Raw genomic sequence first — 23,081 nt, 5'->3', positions numbered from 1 at the left:
GTTACCGTCCACAGTTCTACTTCCGTACAACTGACGTAACTGGCGCGATCTCACTTAAAGATGGCGTAGAAATGGTTATGCCGGGTGACAACGTAGAAATGTCAGTAGAGCTTATTCACCCAATCGCAATGGACCCAGGTCTACGTTTTGCGATCCGTGAAGGTGGTCGTACAGTTGGTGCTGGTGTAGTTGCTAAAGTAATTGCATAATAATATAGTATGATAAATATAAGTCGAAAATTTAGGTTTTCGACTTACTTGTAGGTCAGTAGTTCAATTGGTAGAGCGTCGGTCTCCAAAACCGAATGTTGGGGGTTCGAGTCCCTCCTGGCCTGCCATTTTTTAAAAAAAGCTTGATGCTTGCCAAATTGATCATATAATAAATCGCGAATTCTACGACGAGTACAAAAATGTCGAATGATAAATCGCGTGACGCACAAAGCGACGCGCCAATCCCTCAAAGAAATAATTCAGCAGAAGTTGTGAATTCTGGTTCCCCATTTGACTATGTTTTATGGATTGTTGCCTTAATTTTATTAACAGGTGCAATGTTTACGAATCAGTATTTACCAGCATATTGGGCACCAGCAAATGATGTGTGGGTCCGAATTGGGGTAATTTTGGCTTGTATCGTCGTTGCTTTAGGTATATTATACGCCACCCATCAAGGTAAAAGCTTTGTACGGTTGCTAAAGGATTCACGTATCGAATTACGTCGAGTAACTTGGCCAACGAAGCAAGAGACAGTATCTACATCATGGCAAGTTCTTGTTGTCGTCGTGATTGCATCATTGCTTTTATGGTGTTTTGATTCTGTTTTGGGCTGGGCAATTAAGTTGATTATTGGATAAGAGAGCTATGAAACGTTGGTACATTATTCATGCCTATTCAGGTTATGAAAAACAAGTAATGCGCTCACTTAATGATCGAATCCAGCGTAGCGCTGTTGCTGATAGTTTTGGTGAAGTCCTTGTTCCTACTGAAGAAGTAGTTGAAATGAAGGATGGGAAAAAGCGTAAATCAGAACGTAAATTCTTTCCTGGCTATGTATTAGTTGAAATGGAAATGAATGATGAAACTTGGCATATCGTAAAAGAATGTCCAAAAGTTTTAGGATTCATTGGTGGTACGGCTGAAAAACCTGCACCAATTACGCAAAAAGAAGCAGATGCAATTCTTGCGCGTGTACACAATAAAGGTGAAGCACCTCGTCCTAAGACGATGTTTGAGCCTGGTGAAGAATTACTCGTAATTGACGGGCCATTTACAGACTTTAAAGGTGTGGTGGAAGAAGTTCAATACGAAAAGTCGCGTTTAACGTTGACGATTAACGTGTTTAATAGACCAACCCAAGTTGAATTGGAATTTCGTCAAGTCGAAAAAACAATATAATTGGAATTGGTTGATAAGGCCTGACTTTATACAAAGTCGGGCATTGTTGTTGTAACGATATCGTTACTTGTAAATATGGGGAGCCTTCATCGGCGTTTGAACCCAGAGGTAATTAAAATGGCTAAGAAGATTGACGGCTATATTAAGCTGCAAGTCCCAGCTGGTAAAGCGAATCCATCTCCACCGATTGGTCCTGCACTAGGTCAACGTGGTGTTAACATCATGGCGTTCTGTAAAGAATTCAATGCTGCGACACAAAAACTTGAAGCGGGTCTTCCAATTCCAGTTGTGATCACTGTGTATAATGATAAATCTTTCACATTTATCATGAAAACTCCACCTGCTGCTGTTCTTCTTAAGAAAGCTGCTGGTATTCAAAAGGGTTCTGCTGTACCAAATAAAACTAAAGTTGGTAAGTTGACTCGTGCTCAAGTTGAAGAAATTGCGACGACTAAAGAACCAGATTTAACTGGTGCTGATTTAGAAGCGCGTGTTCGTACCATTGCTGGTTCTGCACGTTCTATGGGCTTGGAAGTGGAGTTATAAGACATGGCAAAGTTAACTAAACGTCAAAAAGCCATTGCTGCTGCGATTGAAGCGCATAAAGTTTATACTTTAGAAGAAGCAGTTCAAGTTCTTAACAGCCTTCCTGCTGCTAAATTCAAAGAATCTTTGGATGTAGCTGTAAACCTAGGTGTTGATCCACGTAAATCTGATCAAGTTGTTCGCGGCGCAACGACACTTCCTGCAGGTACTGGTAAAACTGTACGTGTTGCTGTGTTTGCACAAGGCGCTGCTGCTGAAGCTGCTAAAGCAGAAGGCGCAGATGTTGTTGGATTTGATGATCTTGCTGAAAGCATTCAAGCGGGTAACCTAGACTTTGATGTTGTTATTGCTGCTCCAGATGCAATGCGCGTTGTTGGTAAGTTAGGTACGATCCTTGGTCCACGTGGTTTAATGCCAAACCCTAAAGTGGGCACGGTAACTCCAGATGTTGCGACTGCGGTTAAAAATGCGAAAGCTGGTCAAGCACGTTACCGTGTAGACAAAGCAGGTATTATTCATGCAGGTATTGGCCAAGTAGGCTTTACTGCAGAAGCGATTCGTCAAAACGTTGAAGCACTTGTAGCTGACCTTAAGAAAGCAAAACCTGCAACCTCTAAAGGGATCTATATCCAAAAGATCACTTTGAGCTCGACTATGGGTCCTGGTCTTATCGTTGATGTTGCAAACGTTTCTAAATAAGTCTTGACTTAGTTACAGAATTTTAAAGCCCTGAGTGGTTTTAAGGCATTGCTTTGAAATCGCGCAAAATCTAGCAATAGTAATTTTGCACCTTAGGCGAACTTTGAATTGATAAATTTATTTTATCAGCGTCAAAGACCTCAGGCGAAAATCATTTCGATGATTTTCTTAATTATCCAGCCTGAGTAGACGCGGTGGTGTGATTTGTTCATCCTCCGCGTGTAAGTTCAGAAATGGACTTGCGAATTGGGAGTGTACTTCGCGTAAGTACATAAATCACCGTTAGGAGGTTTTACAATGGCTCTTCTTATCGAAGGCAAAAAACAGATTGTTGCAGAAGTAAATGAAATTGCTTCTACAGCGTTTGCTGCTGTTGTTGCTGACTACCAAGGTTTAACTGTTGAGCAATTAACTGCTCTTCGTGTTGAAGCTCGTAAGTTAGGTGTTGCTACACGTGTTGTACGTAATACTTTGGCTAAACGTGCTCTTCAAGATACTGCATTCAATATCTTGAACGATGACCTTGTTGGCCCAACAATCTTAGCTTTCTCGACTTCTGCAGACGACATGGGTGCTGCTGCACGCTTGTTTGAAGAATTCGCGAAAACAAATAAAGCATTTGAACTTAAAGCAGCTGCATTTGAAGGCAAACTTTATCAAGGTGCTGAAGTTAGCGTTATCGCGAATCTTCCAAACCAAGAAAAAGCGCTTACGATGCTTGCATCTGTTCTTCAAGCTCCTATTTCGAAATTGGGTCGCTTACTTACAGCGCTTCAAGAGAAAAACGAGCAAGAAGCTGCATAAGCTTAAACAAATTTACACACCATTCAATTTCCATTTGGAGTTATTCTCATGGCTTTAACAAACGAAGAAATCCTAAACGCAGTTGCTGAAAAAACTGTTCTTGAACTTGTTGAACTTATTTCTGCTTTCGAAGAAAAATTCAATGTATCTGCTGCTGCAGTTGCAGTTGCTGCAGGTCCTGCTGCTGCTGTTGCTGAAGAGCAAACTGAATTCAATGTTGAATTGACTTCTTTTGGTGCAAACAAAGTTGCAGTAATTAAAGCTGTTCGTGAAGCTACTGGTCTTGGCCTTAAAGAAGCTAAAGATATGGTTGAAAGCGCTCCAGCGGTTCTTAAGGAAGGCGTTTCTAAAGAAGAAGGCGAAGAACTTAAGAAAAAACTTGAAGCTGCTGGTGCAGAAGTTAAACTTAAGTAATCTTAAGCGGAGTCGGTTTTTTTATAATCGGCTCCAAAAAATGGCTGATGGCTCTTGGGTCATCAGCCTTTTTGCGTTACAATAATCGGCTCGATTTTTGTTTGTCTGATATTGAAATCAACAAATTAAAAATAATGATAAAAATCAAACGCTTACCAATATTTTTTAAAATTAAAAATATTGGTAAGCGTTTTGATACCACTATAAATTGCAGCATTTGTAAAAGTGGTGGCCATATCGGCCTGCGTAATTCCTTCTGAGCCCGTTCTGCAGGCGGGCTTGGTTTATACTTTTCGAGGACTCCAGATGGCATACTCATATACCGAAAAGAAACGGATCCGTAAGAATTTTGGTAAATTGCCTAGCGTAATGCATGCTCCGTACTTGCTTTCGATTCAAGTCGACTCGTATAGAACATTTTTACAAGGTGGCAAAACACCAAAAAATCGCGAAGATATCGGTCTCCAAGCCGCATTTCGTTCAGTTTTTCCTATTGAAAGTTATTCTGGCAATGCTGCTTTAGAATTTGTTGAGTATAGTCTTGGTAAGCCAGAGTTTGATGTGCGCGAATGTATTCTTCGTGGCTCAACTTATGCTGCGCCAATGCGTGTGAAAATTCGTTTGATTCTTAAGGATCGCGAAACGAAGTCAATTAAAGACGTTCGTGAACAAGAAGTATATATGGGCGAAATGCCTTTAATGACAGATAACGGTACATTTGTCATCAATGGTACTGAGCGTGTAATTGTTTCTCAATTACATCGTTCACCAGGCGTGTTCTTCGACCACGATAAAGGTAAAACTCACTCAAGTGGTAAAGTGCTTTATTCTGCTCGAATCATTCCTTACCGCGGTTCATGGTTAGATTTTGAGTTTGATGCAAAAGATTTAGTTTATGTGCGTATTGACCGTCGTCGTAAATTGTTAGCGACTGTTATTTTGCGTGCATTAGGTTATAACGATGAACAAGTTTTAGATTTGTTCTACGAAAAAGTCCCTGTATATTTAGATATGGGTAGTTATCAAATTGACCTTGTTCCTGAACGCCTACGTGGTGAGATGGCACAATTTGATATCGCTGACAATGACGGTAAGGTGATTGTTGAGCAAGGTAAACGTATCAATGCGCGTCATGTGCGTCAAATGGAAGCTTCAGGTTTAACTAAGCTTTCAGTACCTGATGAATATTTATATGAACGTATTACAGCTGAAAATATTACGTTACGTGATGGGGAAATCATTTCTGCGAATACACCACTAACTCATGAAGTGATGGTGAAATTAGCTGAAGGCGGTGTTAAACAGTTTAATATCTTATTTACGAATGATATTGATCGTGGTTCATTTATCGCAGATTCATTACGTGCAGATTCAACAACTGGTCGCGAAGAAGCATTGGTTGAAATTTACAAAGTAATGCGCCCAGGTGAGCCACCTACAAAAGAAGCTGCTGAAAATTTATTTAACAACTTATTCTTCTCTTCTGAACGCTATGACTTGTCTCCAGTTGGTCGTATGAAGTTCAATCGTCGTTTGGGTCGTCCTTACGAAGTAGGTACTGATCAGAAGTCACGTGAAGTTGAAGGTATTTTATCAAACGAAGATATTACTGATGTATTAAGAACATTGGTTGAAATTCGTAACGGTAAAGGTGAAGTCGACGATATTGACCATTTAGGTAACCGTCGTGTTCGTTCTGTTGGTGAAATGACAGAAAATCAATTCCGTGTTGGTTTAGTTCGTGTTGAACGTGCTGTTAAAGAACGTTTAAGTCAAGCTGAAGCGGATAACTTATCTCCACAAGATTTGATAAATGCAAAACCAGTTGCTGCTGCAATCAAAGAATTCTTTGGTTCTAGCCAATTGTCTCAGTTCATGGATCAAAACAATCCATTATCTGAAATCACGCATAAACGTCGTGTATCAGCACTTGGGCCAGGTGGCTTAACACGTGAACGTGCAGGCTTTGAAGTACGTGACGTACATCAAACGCATTACGGTCGTGTTTGTCCAATTGAGACACCTGAAGGTCCAAACATTGGTTTGATCAACTCGCTTTCTGTATATGCTAAATGTAATAACTTTGGTTTCTTGGAAACACCATACCGTAAAGTTGTTGATGGACGTGTAACGGATGAAGTTGAATATTTATCTGCAATTGAAGAAGTTGGTACTGTCATTGCACAGGCCGATTCTGGTGTGGATAAAGATGGTAATTTAATTGAAGAAGTGGTTTCTGTTCGTCACCAAGGCGAATTTGTACGTATGCCACCAGAAAAAGTAACGCATATGGATGTATCTGCTCAGCAGGTTGTATCTGTAGCAGCATCACTGATTCCATTCCTTGAACACGATGATGCTAACCGTGCATTGATGGGTTCAAACATGCAACGTCAGGCTGTTCCGACGTTAATTGCTGACAAGCCTCTTGTTGGTACAGGCATGGAAGCGAACGTAGCACATGACTCGGGTGTATGTGTTATTGCGAAACGTGGTGGTCGTATTGAGTTTGTTGATGCTTCTCGTGTCGTTATTCGTGTTAACGAAGATGAGATGATTGCAGGTGAGGCAGGCGTAGATATTTATAACTTGATCAAATATACCCGTTCTAACCAAAACACCTGTATTAACCAAAAAGTGTTGGTGAATTTGGGTGATAAGGTTGGTCGTGGTGATGTGCTTGCTGATGGTCCATCGACAGATGGTGGTGAATTAGCACTTGGTCAAAATATGCGCGTCGCATTCATGACGTGGAATGGTTATAACTACGAAGACTCAATTCTTTTATCTGAACGTGTACTTCAAGAAGATCGCTTAACGTCAATTCATATTCAAGAGTTATCATGTGTTGCGCGTGATACGAAGTTAGGTGCAGAAGAAATTACTGCCGATATTCCTAACGTTGGTGAAGCGGCATTATCTAAGCTTGATGAATCAGGTATTGTTTATATTGGTGCTGAAGTTACTGCAGGAGATATTCTTGTTGGTAAAGTTACACCTAAAGGTGAAACGCAGTTGACACCAGAAGAAAAATTGTTACGTGCAATTTTTGGTGAAAAAGCTGCTGATGTTAAAGATTCATCATTACGCGTATCTTCCGGTGTAAAAGGTACAGTAATTGACGTTCAAGTGTTTACACGTGACGGTATTGAAAAAGATGACCGTGCGAAAGCAATTGAAAAAGCACAATTAGATGCCTACCGTAAAGATTTGAAAGAAGAGTTCAAAATCTTTGAAGAAGCTGCTCGCGAACGTATTATCCGCTTATTGAAAGGTCAAGAATCTAACGGTGGCGGTACAACGAAACGTGGCGATAAGCTTTCTGAGGAAACTTTATCTGGTTTAGAACTTGTAGATTTACTTGATATTCAACCAAGTGATGAAGCGATTGCTGAGCGTTTGACTCAAATTCAAGTATTCTTAAAAGAAAAGAGTGCTGAAATTGATGAGAAGTTTGCTGAGAAAAAACGTAAGCTTTCTACAGGTGATGAGTTAACAACGGGTGTTTTAAAAGTTGTTAAAGTTTACCTTGCAGTAAAACGTCGTATTCAGCCTGGTGATAAGATGGCAGGTCGTCATGGTAACAAAGGTGTTGTATCAAACATCTTACCTGTAGAAGACATGCCGCACGATGCGAATGGTGTACCAGTTGATGTGGTTCTTAACCCATTGGGCGTACCATCACGTATGAACGTTGGTCAGATTCTTGAAACGCATTTAGGGATGGCTTCTAAAGGTCTTGGCGATCAAATCGACAAGATGATGAAAGAACAACGTACGATTATTGAACTTCGTGAATTCTTAGACAAAATCTATAACAAAGTCGGTGGTGAGCAAGAAGATCTTGATAGCTTAACAGATCAAGAAATTCTAACGCTTTCTGGCAACTTGCGTGCTGGTGTTCCATTAGCGACGCCTGTATTTGATGGTGCTGAAGAAGGTCAAATCAAAGAATTACTTGATTTAGCTGGTCTATCACGTACAGGTCAAACGACGTTGTATGATGGACGTACGGGTGAGCAATTTGATCGTCCAGTGACTGTTGGTTATATGTACATGCTTAAACTTAACCATTTGGTTGATGATAAAATGCATGCACGTTCTACAGGTTCTTACTCACTTGTTACTCAACAACCGCTTGGTGGTAAAGCACAGTTCGGTGGTCAGCGTTTTGGTGAGATGGAGGTCTGGGCACTTGAAGCATACGGTGCAGCTTATACTCTACAAGAAATGCTCACTGTTAAATCGGATGATGTTGAAGGTCGTACTCGTATCTATAAGAATATTGTAGATGGTAACCATTATATGGATCCAGGTATGCCTGAATCGTTCAACGTATTGACTAAAGAAATCCGTTCTTTAGGTATCAACATTGAATTGAAAAATGGTGACTAAGAAATTTCTTTAATCCCCCTCAAATGAGGGGAGATCACCTCTCATAATCTAAGAGAGGTTAAAAGAAATTGCCAAATTTCAGTCAAAAACAATATTTGTGACCCAGTCGAGAAATGAAAATTTTCTCGACACACGGAGAAAAAAATTGAAAGACTTGCTCGATATCATGCGCAAAAAAACGGATTCTGATGGTCATGCTCCAGTTGAGTTCGACCGCATCCGTATTGGTCTTGCGTCACCAGAAATGATTAAGTCATGGTCTCATGGTGAAGTGAAAAAGCCTGAGACAATTAACTATCGTACGTTTAAACCTGAACGTGATGGTTTATTCTGTGCAAAAATCTTTGGTCCAACAAAAGATTATGAATGCTTGTGTGGTAAATACAAGCGTATGAAGTACAAAGGCGTCATTTGTGAAAAATGTGGCGTTGAAGTCACGACTGCAAAAGTTCGTCGTGAGCGTATGGGTCACATTGACCTTGCATCTCCTGTTGCGCATATTTGGTTCTTAAAATCATTACCAAGCCGCATTGGTTTGTTACTTGATATGACGCTTCGTGATATCGAACGTGTATTGTATTTCGAATCTTATGTTGTTACCGATCCCGGTATGACACCATTTGAGAAATATCAGCTTTTGAATGATGAAGAATATTTCAATGCATTAGAAGAGCATGGTGACGAATTTGTTGCGAAAATGGGTGCAGAAGCAGTTCAAGATTTATTGAAAGATATCGATCTTGAAAATGAAATTTCACGTCTTCGTGAAGAAATTCCAAACACAACTTCAGAAACTAAGCTTAAAAAAGCGTCTAAGCGTTTGAAGTTAATGGAAGCGTTCAAAGAATCTAACAACAAGCCTGAGTGGATGGTATTAACTGTATTGCCAGTACTTCCACCAGATCTTCGTCCGTTAGTTCCGCTTGAGGGTGGTCGTTTTGCGACTTCTGATTTGAACGATCTTTACCGTCGTGTGATTAACCGTAACAACCGTTTGAAACGTCTTCTTGACCTTGCAGCGCCAGATATTATCGTACGTAATGAAAAACGTATGTTACAAGAATCTGTCGATGCACTCTTAGATAACGGTCGTCGTGGTCGTGCGATTACAGGCTCGAATAAACGTCCGCTTAAATCTTTGGCAGATATGATCAAAGGTAAGCAAGGTCGTTTCCGTCAAAACTTACTTGGTAAGCGTGTTGACTATTCTGGTCGTTCGGTAATTACAGTTGGTCCAAACTTACGTTTACACCAATGTGGTCTTCCGAAGAAGATGGCACTTGAATTATTCAAACCATTCATTTTCGCTAAACTACAAGCATCTGGTCAAGCTACAACTATTAAAGCTGCGAAGAAAATGGTTGAGCGTGAAACGCCAGAAGTTTGGGACGTTCTTGCTTCTGTTATTCGTCAACATCCAGTTATGTTGAACCGTGCGCCAACACTTCACCGTTTAGGTCTTCAAGCATTTGAACCTACTTTAATTGAAGGTAAAGCGATTCGTCTTCACCCACTCGTTTGTGCTGCGTTCAACGCTGACTTCGATGGTGACCAAATGGCGGTACACGTACCATTAACACTCGAAGCTCAATTAGAAGCTCGTGCGTTAATGATGTCTACAAATAACATTTTGTCTCCAGCAAATGGTGAGCCAATCATCGTTCCATCTCAGGACGTTGTTTTAGGTTTGTATTACATCACACGTGATGCAGTCAATGCCAAAGGCGAAGGCATGGTGTTTGCAGATACTGATGAAGTAAACCGTGCACTCGCTACTGGTCAAGTGAATTTGCATGCACGTGTTAAAGCACGTGTACATCAAACAGTAATCAATGAAAATGGTGAACGTGAACAACAAACGATTATTGTTGACACAACACCAGGACGTTGTTTGCTTTGGGAAGTTGTACCTGAAGGTATGGATTTCCAACAAATTAACGTAGAAATGACGAAGAAAAATATTTCTAAGATCATTAACTCTTGCTACCGTAAGTTAGGTCTTAAAGATACAGTTATCTTTGCCGATCAATTAATGTACTTGGGTTTCCGTCAAGCAACACGTTCAGGTGTGTCTGTAGGTATGGAAGACATGCTTATTCCACCTACAAAGCAAGCAATTATTGAAAAAGCTGAAACTGAAGTTCGTGAAATTGAACATCAATTTGAGCAAGGTTTCGTAACTGCAGGTGAGCGTTATAACAAAGTTGTCGATATTTGGGCGCGTACAAACGACCAAGTGGCGAAGGCAATGATGGATAACTTGTCTTATACCACGGTTAAAAACAAACAGGGTGAAGATGAGAAGCAAAAATCATTTAACTCTATCTACATGATGTCAGACTCTGGTGCCCGTGGTTCGGCAGCACAGATTCGTCAGCTTGCAGGTATGCGTGGTTTGATGGCAAAACCAGATGGTTCGATCATTGAAACACCAATTAAAGCTAACTTCCGTGAAGGCTTAACAGTACTTCAGTACTTTATTTCAACACACGGTGCACGTAAAGGTTTGGCCGATACAGCACTTAAAACAGCAAACTCTGGTTACTTGACTCGTCGTCTTGTAGACGTTGCACAAGACTTGGTAATTACTGAGCCTGATTGTGGCACTTTAGGCGGTCTTGTAATGACTCCATTCATTCAGGGTGGTGATGTCATTGAGAACTTAGGTACTCGAGTACTAGGACGCGTTGTTGCTGAAGATGTGAAGAAAGCAGGTTCTGATGATGTTATTCTTCCACGTAACACACTGATTGACGAAAAAATTGCAGCATATTTAGAAGATGCTGGTGTTGATGAAGTGAAGGTACGTTCAGTTGTTGCTTGTGAGTCAACATTTGGTGTATGTGCGAAATGTTATGGTCGTGACCTCGCACGTGGTCACTTGGTAAATCCAGGTGAATCTGTTGGTGTTATGGCTGCTCAATCTATTGGTGAGCCTGGCACCCAGTTAACCATGCGTACATTCCACGTTGGTGGTGCTGCAAGCAGAACTTCAGCTGCAAACAGTGTACAAGTACGTAATAATGGTACAGTACGCTTCCATAATGTAAAAACTGTTCAGCACGCAAAAGGTCACTTAGTTTCAGTTTCACGTTCTGGTGAAATTGGTATTGCGGATGATTTAGGCCGTGAGCGTGAGCGTTATAAACTTCCTTATGGTGCAAGCATCTTATTGAAAGATGGTCAAACTGTGGAAGCTGGTGGAATTGTAGCAACTTGGGATCCACATACACATCCATTGGTTACAGAAGTTGCTGGTAAAGCACGCTTCAGCCAAATTGCGGATGGTGTGACTGCAACATCTAAAACAGATGATGCAACAGGTATGACTACAGTTGAAATTTTACCTGTAACAGCTCGCCCTGCTTCTGGTAAAGACTTACGTCCAGCTGTTGTGTTAGATACAGTGGATGGTGGTGAGCAATTCTATTTCTTACCACAAAATACCATTCTGACTGTCCGTGATGGCGAAACGATTGGTGTGGGTGACGTTATTGGTCGTGTGCCACAAGAAACTTCACGTACACGTGATATTACGGGTGGTTTACCGCGTGTTGCTGACTTGTTTGAAGCGCGTAAACCAAAAGAGCATGCGATTCTTGCAGAAGTATCGGGTATCGTTAGTTTCGGTAAAGAAACCAAAGGTAAGAACCGTCTAGTCATTACTCCTGATGATGGTTCAGAAATTTACGAAGAATTGATCCCGAAATGGCGTACTATGAACGTCTTCGAGGGAGAGCATGTAAACCGTGGTGAAACAGTTTCTGATGGTCCACAGAACCCGCATGACATCTTACGATTGAAAGGTGAAGTGGCATTGACGAATTACATCGTGAACGAAGTTCAAGACGTTTACCGTCTACAAGGTGTAAAAATCAATGACAAACACATTGAAGTCATTGTGCGTCAAATGTTACGTAAAGTTGATATTGTTGATGGTGGTGATACAAGCTTTATCAAAGGTGAACAAGTCGATTACATCCGTGTTGTTGGTGAGAACCAAGCTGTACTTGCACAAAACAAGTTCCCAGCGAAGTATGAACGTCAATTAATGGGTATCACGAAAGCATCACTTTCTACAGATTCATTTATCTCTGCTGCATCATTCCAGGAAACAACACGTGTGTTAACTGAAGCTGCTGTTACAGGTAAAGAAGATGATTTACGTGGCTTGAAAGAGAACGTGGTAGTGGGTCGTCTAATTCCAGCGGGTACAGGATTGGCATACCATCTAGAGCGTCGTCGTCAAGAAGCGGAAGCTGCTGAAATTGAGCTTCAAAATGACTTTACTGATGTAGATCAGGCGTTAAGTCAAGCATTTAACGAAGAGTTTAATAACGGTTTATAATTGAAACTGTAATAAAAAAGGCACCTTAGGGTGTCTTTTTTATTTGTTCTATTTTGATAGAAGATAAATATAAAAAAAAATTTATTCAAAATATAGGGTTAAATTTTTATCAGCTAATTATTTTAATTTAAATAAGAATTTAATTATATAAATAGTGTATTAGAAAAATCATATAATTTTATTTTAAATGAATAGATGGTTTATACCTTACTATTTATCTAGGTTTTTAGTATTTCAAATATATTATTCATATTCATGGATTAATTTTTTCATCAAAAGTTAGAATGTTGAACTTCATCACACTTTGTGGTAAAAATAGATGCTTAGATAAAATAGAATTAAAAATAATATGATTTTTAAGAATCAAGGAATTATTGCTATAGGAGCACATCCTGATGATATTGAATTAGGATGTGGGGCTAGTTTAGCAAAGTTAGCGAATGATGGTTTTAATATATATGCAATTGTATTATCTCTAGGTGATAAGGGTAACCCGCAAAATAAAAATAGAATGATTGAAACAAGATATGCATTAAATGCATTAGGTGTTAAAGAATCATTTTTTTTTGATTTTGAAGATACAAAGTTAGCACTTAACCTATCTGAAATAATTACAGTATTAGAAAATATTTTTAAGGAAGTATCTTTATCTTCAACAATTAAAAGAATCTATACGATGTATGTAGAAGATCGTCATCAAGATCATCGAGCTATTTACGATGCATCTATTGTAGCTTTTAGAGCAGTTAAACAAATTTTATGTTATGAAACGCCAAGTTCTACAACTTATTTTAATCCTAAAGTTTTTGAAAACTTTGATGAAATATTTTTAGAAAAAAAAATCACCGCTTTAAAATATCATGAAAGTCAAATGCATCGTACATATATGGATGAAAATTTTATTCGTTCAATTGCAAGATTTAGAGGCCAACAAGCGGGCTATTTGTTAAGTGAAGGCTTTGTTCCTTATAAAATGGTATTATAAAAATGAAAACTATAATTTTTTTTATAATGTGTATTGTTGTTGGTTTCTATTTTATTTTGAATATACGAAAAAAACCAAGCTCAAATATAAATTCAATAGATGCTATTGTTCCAGCTTATAATGAAGAGTTATGTATAGAACAATCATTAAAAAGTTTAGTTAATAATATATATATTCATAAAGTTATTTGTGTAAATGATGGTTCAACAGATAATACTCAAATTTTGCTGAATCGATTAGCGTTAGAGTTACCACATAAACTCATTGTTGTGCACCAAGAAAATACAGGAAAGGGTGGTGCATTGATGAATGGATTAAATTATGTAACGACAGCCCAAGTATTTTTAACCGATGCAGATACTTATGTCCCACCTGATAAACCAGGTTTGGGTTATATGCTTGTAGAAATTGAAAAAGGTGCAGATGCAGTTGGTGGAATACCTTCATCAAATTTGAATCATGCCAAATTACTTCCATATATTCGGGCAACGGTAAAAATGCCTATGATTATTATGAAAAGAACATTTCAACAATGGTTAGGAGGCGCACCTTTTATTATAAGTGGTTCATGTGGCATGTTTAAAACAGATGTTTTACGTCAGTATGGGCTTTCAGATCGCACTAAGGTTGAAGACTTAGATCTAACTTGGACTCTAGTTTCGAAAGGTTACAAAATAAGACAAGCGAATAGATGTATTGTTTTTCCACAAGAATGTAACTCCATTAAAGATGAGTGGAAACGATGGCGTCGTTGGATTTCAGGTTATGCAGTATGTATGAAGTTACATAAAAAATTATTATTCAGTCGCTATGGTATTTTTAGTATTTTACCAATGTTTCTTGTCATTGTTTATGCATTATATATTTATATTACCTTGCTAATTAATACAGTAGCTTCAGATCATTATTTTATAAATTTACTTCTCGTTTTATTTCCATTCTTATGGGTCATTGTCGTTTTTGTTATTGGAATTATTAGCGCAATTTATCATAAATCATGGCGATTAATTATTTTAGCTCCTTTTGCATTATTTTATGTGGTTTTAGCTTATTTAATGTGGCTAATCTACGGTATAAAAGCATTATTTACTGGAGTAGAACCTGAAAGGGATAAACCAAAGAGATATAAAAATGTGGTGGAATGAATTAGATTTATTGGAATCGAAAATACAATATTTAAATAAATTACATCAGTCGATTATGAATAAAATATATAATAAAAATGAAAAAATTAAAAAAAATATTGTTATTGATGAAACATATGGACCTGTTTTTATTGGAATAGGAACAGTTATTAGTGAAAATGTAATTATTAAAGGACCAGTTTTTATTGGAGAAAATAGTTTAATTGGTAATAGTGTTTTGATTCGAGGAAATACTTATATTGGTAATAATGTGAGATTAGGGTTTTCTACTGAAGTTAAAAATTCAATTATTGAAGATAATGTCAGTGTTGGACCACAATCTTTTGTTGCAGATTCAAAAATAGAAAAAAACACATATTTGGCTGCACAAGTCAGAACAAGTAATCATCGTTTAGATAAAAAAAATATTCATGTGTTTGTTAATGGTTCTTTAGTAGATACTCAAAAACAAAAATTAGGCTGTTTGATTGGAAAAGGATCAACTTTAGGTGTTCAAGTAGTCATTTTACCTGGTCGAATCATTGCTGAAAATACAGTAATTGGCCCTAAAGTATTAGTCGAAAAAAATTTAGCTTCAGGAAAATATTTTCTTAAACAAGAAATAATTAAAAACATTTAGGATTTAATATGAATAAAAAAATTATATTAATAATAAGTTCTTTATTAACACAAATTACTTATTCAGCACCGATTAGTCAGTTTGTAACGGTTGATTATGAACATAGAAATTATACTCATAATAGGGGTAATAATAATTTAAGTTCAATATTATATGGTGCTAAATATCAACAAGCTTCTATTGTTGCAAAAGTAACGAATGGAATTCGGAATGTTGACAATGAGCGAGACACAGGTACTGAAGGAAAAATTGATTTTTATTATAATTGGAACAAAAATTTTTCTACAAAAACGGGTTTTTCTTTATCTGATGGTAATTCCACTTTTTTGCATAATGAGTTGCGCCAAGATTTTAATTTTAAACCAATTAAAAATTTAATATTAACTTTAGGTGGTAAGCATACTGAATATGCGAAAGATATTAAGGTAGACTCAGTTTCTACTGGTCTAACTTATTATTATGATAGAGCAATTATTTCATATAAATATAGTTACTTTACTTCAAAAGAGAAAAAGAATAGCCATGGAAATATATTATCTATCAAGTTGAAAGATGGTACAGGCAGCGGGAATACCCAGTTGTGGTTAGGACTTGGTACAGGCGCATATAGTTATGAATGGGATGACGATTTATCCAATCGAAATACGAACTTTAAAAGTGTTACTTTAAGAAGGGAACAACCTATTTCAAAACACTGGAGTGTTGGTTTAGCATTGGGTAGGAATTGGTATGATTCGCCTATTGATCAATATACTGCGATTAATGCAAAAATTGATGCGACATATAAGTGGTGATTTTATATATCTTGTATTATATAAAAATTATTTTTCACTTTTTAGTATCATTAGTGAAGCTGATCAATATTGCATATAAAAATAATATCTAAATATTTATTATAAATATGTATAAAAAGTGAATGTTAAGATACAAAAATAAAAATTAATTTTGCATTCACTCACAATCAATCACGCATATTTATTTTCTTTAGGTTTATGCTATTCATAAATATTACGGAGATGAAATCATGTATAAAAAGTTAAAAATAATGGCAGTATTACTTTTATCCACAGGGTTTATTTTGACTGGTTGTCAAAATATGTCTACAAATGATAAACGTATTGGTGCAGCAGCAGCAGGTGGAGCGCTAGGTGGCGTTGCTGGTAATAAGGTGGGTGGTGGTCTCGGGGCAGCAGCAGGAGCGGGCGCAGGTGCTGCTATAGGAAGCAAAACTCAAAATGGATCTAATCGTAATGCGACATATAGTGGTGTAGGCGGTGCAATAGGTTCAATTGTAGGTAAAGAAATAATAGGTGGTGATGCTGGAGCTGCAATTGGAGGGGCTGTTGGTGGTGGTGCTGGAGCCGCGATTGAAAGTAAACGTTGAAACCTTTAGGTTTTTTGGTCCAGTAAGTACAAATTACACAAAAGCTCAAATTTATTGATATGAGTCAACACATATCAATCTTTTATCGCGCATAAGGTTATTATTGTATTGTAGCTTTATGCCTCTTATTACAAAAAAACTAAAATTTTAATACGAATTAGAAGCATTGATTTTAGCTTTGCTGCATTTATTATAATGACATGTAAATCAAATTAATGACTTATTCGTTATTGCATTTGAATAATAACTCCTTCAATTAAATGCTTAGATTTTAAGTTAAATTAAATTTAAAACAGAATAAATTTACTGTTTTATTTCTAATGAAACTTATTGTTTTGTCAAAAAGAAGCTTATATACGTATAAAGAGATTCATCCAATCATTCTGTGCCATAGAAGATGAGTCGTTATTTTGAATTGTAGTGTATTTAGTAAAAGGAAAGAGCTATGACGAAATTAATCAAGATGTTAAGTGTTGTGAGTTTATCTACCTCGCTTTTAGCAGGCTGTGCAAATATGTCTGCAAATGAACAAAAAATTGGTACTGCTGCCTTGGGTGGTGCAGTAGGTGGTGCAGCTGGAAATAGAGTAGGGGGTGGGCTTGGTGCAGCTATTGGTGCAGGTGCTGGTGGCGCAGTTGGAAGTAAAGTTGAAAATGGTTCAAACGCAAATGCTGCTTATAGTGGAATAGGTGGTGCAATTGGATCGATACTTGGCAAAGAGCTAATTGGGGGAAGTGCTGGAGCTGCAATTGGTGGTGCAGTAGGTGCAGGTGCAGGTGCTGCAATCGAAGATAAAAAGTAAATTTTATGCCAATAAAAAGCACTTATTTAAAGTGCTTTTTATTTTACATGGCACTGAGATATTACTCCTTTAATTAACAAATAAGTTGGCCATTTAATATTCTAAACTTATGGATAGTTAATGTATTTTAAGAAATTAAATAAAGATTTTTATTGCTTTTATTGTTTATAAAACAGATACGGTAATTAAGTGGATAATAGGAAAATAAACAGAAGAAATTTGATAAAATGGCTTCTTTTCTATGTCTGCTTAATCTATGTTCGCAATTCTTACTGCTATTGGAGTTATGTTTGGCTTATCTTTAGCAAGGGTTCCTGTTGTATTTGCATTAATCGTGGGTGCTGTAACAGGTGGTTTATTATCAGGTTTAGGACTGCAAGGGACGTTAGATGCATTTAATGGAGGGCTAGGAAAAGGTGCTCAAATTGCATTGGCTTATGGCGTTTTAGGTGCATTTGCACTCGCTTTAGCCCGTTCAGGATTACCTGATTTATTGGCATATAAGTTAATTACATCATTGAAAGGTTCTTCAAATCAAAAAGCGCAAAATAAAGTAAAGTATTTTATATTTTTAGCGATTGGCGTTGCTGCTATTTTTTCTCAAAATGTAATTCCAGTTCATATTGCCTTTATTCCTGTTCTAATTCCACCATTATTAATTGTATTTAATCATCTGAAATTGGATCGACGCTTAATTGCATGTATTTTAACATTTGGATTAGTTGCAACTTATATGCTGATTCCTGTTGGGTTTGGCGCAATTTTTTTAAATGATATCTTAGGACAAAATATTAATACTTTTGGTAAGACCCATGGATTCCAAATTACGTATGATCAAATTCCAACAGCCATGGCACTACCCGTATTTGGCATGTTTCTTGGTTTATTGATTGCAATTTTTTATAGCTATCGCAAGCCTCGTGAATATAGAGATATTCACATCGAAGATTCTTCCATTCAAAATATTTCTGGGAAAGTGGTAAAACATAATGAAAAGCCAGAGATTGCAACATTTACAATCGTCATGGCGATCGTCGCAATTATATTAACACTGATTGTACAGCTTTATTCTGGTTCTATGATTCTTGCTGGTTTGGTCGGAGTTGCTGTTTTAAGCTGCGCAGGTATTTTTAAATGGAATGAGGCAGATGATGTCATTATTACGGGGATGCGTATGATGGCACTTATTGGTTTTATTATGATTTCAGCTCAAGGCTTTGCTGCTGTTATTGATGCGACAAATCAAGTTCCAACCTTAGTCGATGCCTCTGTAGAATGGATTGGGGACAGTAAAGGTCTGGCTGCATTTTTAATGTTATTAATAGGGTTATTAATTACTTTAGGCATTGGTTCTTCATTTTCTACGGTTCCTATCTTAGCAATCATTTATGTACCATTATGTTTACAATTTGGCTTTAGTCCTGCAGCAACAATTGCAATTATTGGTACAGCCGCTGCATTGGGTGATGCGGGTTCTCCAGCATCTGATTCGACATTAGGTCCAACATCGGGGCTTAATATGGATGGGCAACATGACCATATGAGGGACAGTGTAGTTCCAACATTTATTCACTACAATATTCCTTTAATGATTTTTGGTTGGATTGCCGCAATGACGCTTTAAATTTTTAATAAAAATATAATATTTTTTTATTAAATAAAATAAAATAAATAATTATTCAGCACCAATAAGGTTATTTTTAAAACCAACCTTATTGGTCGAATTAAAATAAATAACATTAAAAAACAATATATTGCAAAATAACTACATTTTTATTAATTAATGGCTCTTGCATATTAATAATACTCATGCCTATCATAATTTAAATACTTCAAAGGGTTTTTAAAATGCTAAAGAAATTAGCTCTAATAACATTAATGGGTGTATCTGCTTCTGCAATGGCGGGTGGTTGGCAAGTAAAACTTGCAGGCTCTCTTATTGATCCAACGGGAAGCACAAATGTTAATGGTCTTGGCAAAGTAGAGGCTGACTATCAATATGCTTTCACACCTTCAGTAGAGTATTTTTTTAATGATAATTTTTCTACCGAATTATTATTAGCAAATCCAATTAAGCATAACATCAAACTTGATGGTAGTGATATTGAAGGTACAAGCATTAAACAGCTTCCTCCAACGCTTACTTTCAAATATAACTATGTTAACTCAAGTGCATTTACGCCATATATCGGTGTAGGTGCGACAGGTTTCTTCGCTTGGGATGAGAAGGGTGTAGTTAAAAAAGTGAAGAATACTGCTGGTGTTGCGGGGCAAATTGGTGTGAATTTCAAACCTGCTGATGCAAAAAACTGGGGTGTTTTCGTTGATGTACGTTATGCTGATTTAGATCCTAAAGTGACTCTAAATGATGATAATAATACAAAATTTAAATTGAATATCGATCCAGTAGTTTATACTTTGGGTTATAGCTATAAATTCTAAGTATTTAGCCGTTATAAAAAGCCCAGTCTAAAAGACTGGGCTTTTTATATGACGAATAGAATGTATAAGAATATAAATAAATTGGAATTAAAATCATTGTTTTACGATATAGTTTTAAAAAAATAATATACAAGCATTGAAAAAATAAAAAATTACTCCATTCATATAACAACGATAGAAACTACCGATTAAATAAAAGGAGTAACAGGTGACTGAGCAAAGCACACAAAAACATAGTTTCCAAGCTGAAGTATCTCAATTATTACATTTAGTAACGCATTCTCTTTATTCTAATCCAGAGATTTTTTTACGTGAGTTAATTTCTAATGCTTCAGATGCTTGCGATAAATTGCGCTTTGAAGGAATCAATCATCCAGAATATTATGAAAATGACTCAGAGTTACATGTTCGCGTTACGTTAGATAAAGACAATAAAACCATTACAATTTCAGATAATGGGATTGGTTTAACTGAGCAAGAAGCGATTGATAATCTAGGTACCATCGCAAAATCTGGCACAAAAGATTTTATGTCAAAGTTGACTGGAGATCAAAAATCAGATGCACAATTGATTGGTCAATTTGGTGTTGGTTTTTATTCAGGATTTATTGTTGCAGACAAAATTACTGTTGAATCTCGCCGAGCTGGTTCAGATGTTACGCAGGCTGTGCGCTGGACGAGTGGTGGAACGGGCGATTTTGAAGTTGAAGGGATCACTAAGGAAAGCCGAGGTACAGATATCATTCTTCATTTACGTGATGATGCGCTTGATTACTTAGAAAGTTATAAAGTTAAGCAAATTATTAATAAATATTCAGATCACATTAGCTTGCCAATTGAAATGCAAAAAGAAGTTTGGCAAGAAGAAGAGGTTGCTGAAGGTGAAGAACCTAAAGCAGGTCAATATGTGAAAACTGATGAATGGGAAGCGATTAATTCTGCAAGTGCATTATGGACTCGAAATAAATCAGAGATTACGGAAGAGCAATATATTGAGTTCTATAAAAATCTTTCGCACGATTTTCAAGAACCATTGGCATGGGCGCATAATCGTGTAGAAGGAAGTACGGAATATACACAATTACTTTATATTCCAAGTAAAGCAGCAAGCAATATTTTTACACGTGAAGCAAAAGCTGGCATTAAGCTCTATGTAAAACGTGTATTTATTATGGATGATGCAGATAACCTTATTCCGAATTATTTACGTTTTGTGCAAGGTGTGGTTGATAGTGCAGATTTACCATTAAATGTAAGCCGAGAGTTGCTACAAGAAAGCCGCGATGTAAAAACAATTCGTGAAGGAAATACTCGTCGAGTTTTAACGGTATTGGATGGTTTGGCAAAGTCGGAAGATGAAAAAGATCAAGAAAAATTTAAAACCTTCTATGCAGAGTTTGGTTCTGTACTAAAAGAAGGATTAGGTGAAGATCTTGGTAATCGGGAACGTATTTTAAAACTTTTACGTTTTGCAACCTCGACAAATGATGATATTTCAACATCATTAGCAGACTATAAAGCACGCATGCAAGAAGGGCAAAAAGCAATTTACTATGTGACTGCTGATAGTTTGAATGCTGCAAAAAATTCACCACAACTCGAACTCTTCAAGAAAAAGGGCATTGAAGTTTTATTGATGAGTGAACGTGTGGATGAATGGGCAATGGAGTTTGTTCATGAATTTGACGGCACACCACTGCAAAACGTGGCAAAGGGTGCGGTAGATTTAGGTGATTTACAAGACGCAGAAGAGAAAAAAGCACTTGAAGCTGCGGCAGAACAATTTAAACCAGTGGTTGATAAATTGTCTGACTCATTAAAAGCGAAAACGAAAGAAGTTCGTGTGACGACGCGCTTGGTTGATTCACCAGCATGTTTAGTGACCAGTGATGGCGAACTTTCTCCGCAATTGGTGCGTATGCTCAAACAAGCAGGTCAACCTGTACCTGAAAGTAAGCCGATTTTAGAAATTAATCCAGAACATCCTTTGGTGAAAAAGCTTGAAAGTTCAGCACAGTTTGATGATTTGGCTAACGTAATTTTTGATCAAGCGCTTATTGCAGAAGGTGGATTACCTGAAGATCCAGCAGAATATATTAAGCGTATTAATAATTTGTTAGTGAAGTAATCGCTAAAAACTTTAGATAGACGTGATTAAAAAAGCCTCCTAATAGGAGGCTTTTTTAATATTAATTCAAGAGTTCTCTTGGTTTAAGAAAATTTTATTCTTTAGGAATTTCACATTGATCATCGGTGCACGTTTGAGCAGTAGGTGCTATTGTTTCTCTTGCTTTTTCTAAAACCTGAATAAAAACTTCTTTTGGTTGAGCACCTGCAAGTGCAACACGTTGATCAAATACAAAGAAAGGAACGCCAGTAACTTTTAATTGATCACGTGCGACTTCTTCATCAAATTGAACAAAATCTGCATATTCATTTGAATCTAAAAGATCATCAACTTCAACAGGATTTAGTCCAATTCTAGACGCAACATCTTCTAAGGTTTCTCTTTCACCAATCGGTAAGCCTTGGGTCATATAACTAAAGAATAAAGCTTCTTCTGCTTCAGAACCGAGTCCTTTACTTTGTGCTAGATGAATAAGGCGATGCGCATTCAACGTATTTCCTGAATTGGCATTTTCCCAGTTAAATTCAATCCCTTCAGCTTTTGCCATTTCTGCAATATTGCGCTGCATATCTTCAACTTCTGCAATGGTCCGCCCATATTTTTGTGCTAAACGTTCTGAATTTGAAATTTCTTGTCGTGGCGGTGCCTCTGGATCAAGTTGGAAACTATGCCAATGTACTTCAAGTTCTACACCCGCTTCAGCAGCGGCAGCCTCTAAACGCTTTTTACCAATATAGCAAAATGGGCAGACGACATCAGACCAAATATCTACACGCATAAACTTTCTCAATATTCTGTTTGAATTAGAAATGGGGGTCAAAAATGAGAATAAAAGGAATAAATAAAAAATTATAATGATTCATTGTGAATAACAAGGGGGTAATTGTGGAAAATAATTTTAAATTGAATAGAGGGGATCAGTAATAGTAGTATATAAAATAGACGATGTTAAAAAGTTTATACAACTATATAGAGGGCT

At 37.1% G+C, this 23,081-nt stretch carries 18 protein-coding genes, 1 tRNA gene and 1 pseudogene; 19 read left to right on the top strand and 1 reads right to left on the bottom strand.

From position 1 onward, the window contains the following. The 19 genes and pseudogenes from B9T31_RS11345 to htpG form a co-directional block, all read left to right on the top strand. Positions 1–209: pseudogene (locus B9T31_RS11345) on the top strand (elongation factor Tu); the annotation flags it as partial. 52 nt (positions 210–261) lie between these two features. Further along, positions 262–337, top strand: a tRNA-Trp gene (locus B9T31_RS11340). Positions 338–409: 72 nt separating this feature from the next. After that, entirely contained in the window at positions 410–850 is a 441-nt protein-coding gene (gene secE, locus B9T31_RS11335) for a preprotein translocase subunit SecE (protein ID WP_086182065.1), read from the top strand. Between the two features lie 7 nt (positions 851–857). Beyond that, entirely contained in the window at positions 858–1,391 is a 534-nt protein-coding gene (gene nusG / locus B9T31_RS11330) for a transcription termination/antitermination protein NusG (protein ID WP_004920613.1), read from the top strand. Positions 1,392–1,508: 117 nt separating this feature from the next. Further along, positions 1,509–1,937 (top strand): 50S ribosomal protein L11, encoded by a 429-nt coding sequence (gene rplK, locus B9T31_RS11325; RefSeq protein ID WP_086182064.1) that lies wholly within the window; start codon positions 1,509–1,511, stop codon positions 1,935–1,937. Between the two features lie 3 nt (positions 1,938–1,940). Beyond that, entirely contained in the window at positions 1,941–2,636 is a 696-nt protein-coding gene (gene rplA, locus B9T31_RS11320; RefSeq protein WP_086182063.1) for a 50S ribosomal protein L1, read from the top strand. A 297-nt stretch (positions 2,637–2,933) separates the two neighbouring features. Continuing rightward, on the top strand, positions 2,934–3,440 hold the full coding sequence (rplJ, locus tag B9T31_RS11315; protein ID WP_086182062.1) for a 50S ribosomal protein L10: 507 nt from the start codon (positions 2,934–2,936) through the stop codon (positions 3,438–3,440). A gap of 48 nt (positions 3,441–3,488) precedes the next feature. Beyond that, positions 3,489–3,854 carry a 50S ribosomal protein L7/L12 gene (gene rplL / locus B9T31_RS11310; RefSeq protein ID WP_068885622.1) on the top strand — a complete coding sequence of 122 codons (366 nt, stop codon included), beginning with the start codon at positions 3,489–3,491 and terminating at the stop codon, positions 3,852–3,854. A 306-nt stretch (positions 3,855–4,160) separates the two neighbouring features. Continuing rightward, entirely contained in the window at positions 4,161–8,249 is a 4,089-nt protein-coding gene (rpoB, locus tag B9T31_RS11300; protein WP_086182060.1) for a DNA-directed RNA polymerase subunit beta, read from the top strand. A 145-nt stretch (positions 8,250–8,394) separates the two neighbouring features. Next, positions 8,395–12,597 (top strand): DNA-directed RNA polymerase subunit beta', encoded by a 4,203-nt coding sequence (rpoC, locus tag B9T31_RS11295; protein ID WP_086182059.1) that lies wholly within the window; start codon positions 8,395–8,397, stop codon positions 12,595–12,597. Positions 12,598–12,946: 349 nt separating this feature from the next. After that, positions 12,947–13,582, top strand: coding sequence for a PIG-L deacetylase family protein (locus tag B9T31_RS11290; protein WP_086182058.1), 636 nt, complete (start codon positions 12,947–12,949; stop codon positions 13,580–13,582). 2 nt (positions 13,583–13,584) lie between these two features. Further along, positions 13,585–14,727: a glycosyltransferase gene (locus tag B9T31_RS11285; RefSeq protein WP_086182057.1), complete on the top strand. Its 1,143-nt coding sequence runs from the start codon at positions 13,585–13,587 to the stop codon at positions 14,725–14,727. Next, positions 14,714–15,346 carry a hypothetical protein gene (locus tag B9T31_RS11280; protein WP_213033235.1) on the top strand — a complete coding sequence of 211 codons (633 nt, stop codon included), beginning with the start codon at positions 14,714–14,716 and terminating at the stop codon, positions 15,344–15,346. Before B9T31_RS11285 ends, B9T31_RS11280 begins: the two co-directional genes overlap by 14 nt. 8 nt (positions 15,347–15,354) lie before the next feature. Continuing rightward, complete coding sequence (locus B9T31_RS11275) at positions 15,355–16,140, top strand: YaiO family outer membrane beta-barrel protein (RefSeq protein WP_086182056.1); 786 nt, start codon at positions 15,355–15,357, stop codon at positions 16,138–16,140. A 230-nt stretch (positions 16,141–16,370) separates the two neighbouring features. After that, on the top strand, positions 16,371–16,730 hold the full coding sequence (locus B9T31_RS11270; RefSeq protein WP_086182055.1) for a DNA transfer protein p32: 360 nt from the start codon (positions 16,371–16,373) through the stop codon (positions 16,728–16,730). 445 nt (positions 16,731–17,175) lie between these two features. Continuing rightward, positions 17,176–17,532 (top strand): DNA transfer protein p32, encoded by a 357-nt coding sequence (locus B9T31_RS11265; protein WP_086182054.1) that lies wholly within the window; start codon positions 17,176–17,178, stop codon positions 17,530–17,532. A gap of 256 nt (positions 17,533–17,788) precedes the next feature. Continuing rightward, positions 17,789–19,156 carry a Na+/H+ antiporter family protein gene (locus B9T31_RS11260; protein ID WP_086182053.1) on the top strand — a complete coding sequence of 456 codons (1,368 nt, stop codon included), beginning with the start codon at positions 17,789–17,791 and terminating at the stop codon, positions 19,154–19,156. A gap of 224 nt (positions 19,157–19,380) precedes the next feature. Then, the gene (locus B9T31_RS11255; RefSeq protein WP_086182052.1) at positions 19,381–19,974 is read left to right on the top strand and encodes an OmpW/AlkL family protein; all 594 of its coding nucleotides are present in this window, start codon (positions 19,381–19,383) and stop codon (positions 19,972–19,974) included. Positions 19,975–20,182: 208 nt separating this feature from the next. Next, positions 20,183–22,102 (top strand): molecular chaperone HtpG, encoded by a 1,920-nt coding sequence (gene htpG, locus B9T31_RS11250; protein WP_086182051.1) that lies wholly within the window; start codon positions 20,183–20,185, stop codon positions 22,100–22,102. A gap of 94 nt (positions 22,103–22,196) precedes the next feature. On the opposite strand, the gene B9T31_RS11245 is transcribed toward htpG, so the two are convergent. Next, positions 22,197–22,880 (bottom strand): DsbA family oxidoreductase, encoded by a 684-nt coding sequence (locus B9T31_RS11245; protein WP_086182050.1) that lies wholly within the window; start codon positions 22,878–22,880, stop codon positions 22,197–22,199. Positions 22,881–23,081 lie beyond the last annotated feature (201 nt).

This window comes from Acinetobacter sp. ANC 4558 (genome assembly GCF_002135375.1).
Taxonomy (GTDB): domain Bacteria; phylum Pseudomonadota; class Gammaproteobacteria; order Pseudomonadales; family Moraxellaceae; genus Acinetobacter.
The sequence above is the reverse complement of the archived record's forward strand: the minus strand, read 5'-3'. Positions and strand labels throughout refer to the sequence as shown.

Excerpts from the sequence above, each read along its gene's own strand:
- secE (WP_086182065.1), top strand. The coding sequence starts at position 410 with ATGTCGAATGATAAATCGCGTGACGCACAAAGCGACGCGCCAATCCCT.
- nusG (WP_004920613.1), top strand. The coding sequence starts at position 858 with ATGAAACGTTGGTACATTATTCATGCCTATTCAGGTTATGAAAAACAA.
- rplK (WP_086182064.1), top strand. The coding sequence starts at position 1,509 with ATGGCTAAGAAGATTGACGGCTATATTAAGCTGCAAGTCCCAGCTGGT.
- rplA (WP_086182063.1), top strand. The coding sequence starts at position 1,941 with ATGGCAAAGTTAACTAAACGTCAAAAAGCCATTGCTGCTGCGATTGAA.
- rplJ (WP_086182062.1), top strand. The coding sequence starts at position 2,934 with ATGGCTCTTCTTATCGAAGGCAAAAAACAGATTGTTGCAGAAGTAAAT.
- rplL (WP_068885622.1), top strand. The coding sequence starts at position 3,489 with ATGGCTTTAACAAACGAAGAAATCCTAAACGCAGTTGCTGAAAAAACT.
- rpoB (WP_086182060.1), top strand. The coding sequence starts at position 4,161 with ATGGCATACTCATATACCGAAAAGAAACGGATCCGTAAGAATTTTGGT.
- B9T31_RS11290 (WP_086182058.1), top strand. The coding sequence starts at position 12,947 with ATGATTTTTAAGAATCAAGGAATTATTGCTATAGGAGCACATCCTGAT.
- B9T31_RS11285 (WP_086182057.1), top strand. The coding sequence starts at position 13,585 with ATGAAAACTATAATTTTTTTTATAATGTGTATTGTTGTTGGTTTCTAT.
- B9T31_RS11280 (WP_213033235.1), top strand. The coding sequence starts at position 14,714 with ATGTGGTGGAATGAATTAGATTTATTGGAATCGAAAATACAATATTTA.
- B9T31_RS11275 (WP_086182056.1), top strand. The coding sequence starts at position 15,355 with ATGAATAAAAAAATTATATTAATAATAAGTTCTTTATTAACACAAATT.
- B9T31_RS11270 (WP_086182055.1), top strand. The coding sequence starts at position 16,371 with ATGTATAAAAAGTTAAAAATAATGGCAGTATTACTTTTATCCACAGGG.
- B9T31_RS11265 (WP_086182054.1), top strand. The coding sequence starts at position 17,176 with ATGACGAAATTAATCAAGATGTTAAGTGTTGTGAGTTTATCTACCTCG.
- B9T31_RS11260 (WP_086182053.1), top strand. The coding sequence starts at position 17,789 with ATGTTCGCAATTCTTACTGCTATTGGAGTTATGTTTGGCTTATCTTTA.
- B9T31_RS11255 (WP_086182052.1), top strand. The coding sequence starts at position 19,381 with ATGCTAAAGAAATTAGCTCTAATAACATTAATGGGTGTATCTGCTTCT.
- B9T31_RS11245 (WP_086182050.1), bottom strand. The coding sequence starts at position 22,880 with ATGCGTGTAGATATTTGGTCTGATGTCGTCTGCCCATTTTGCTATATT.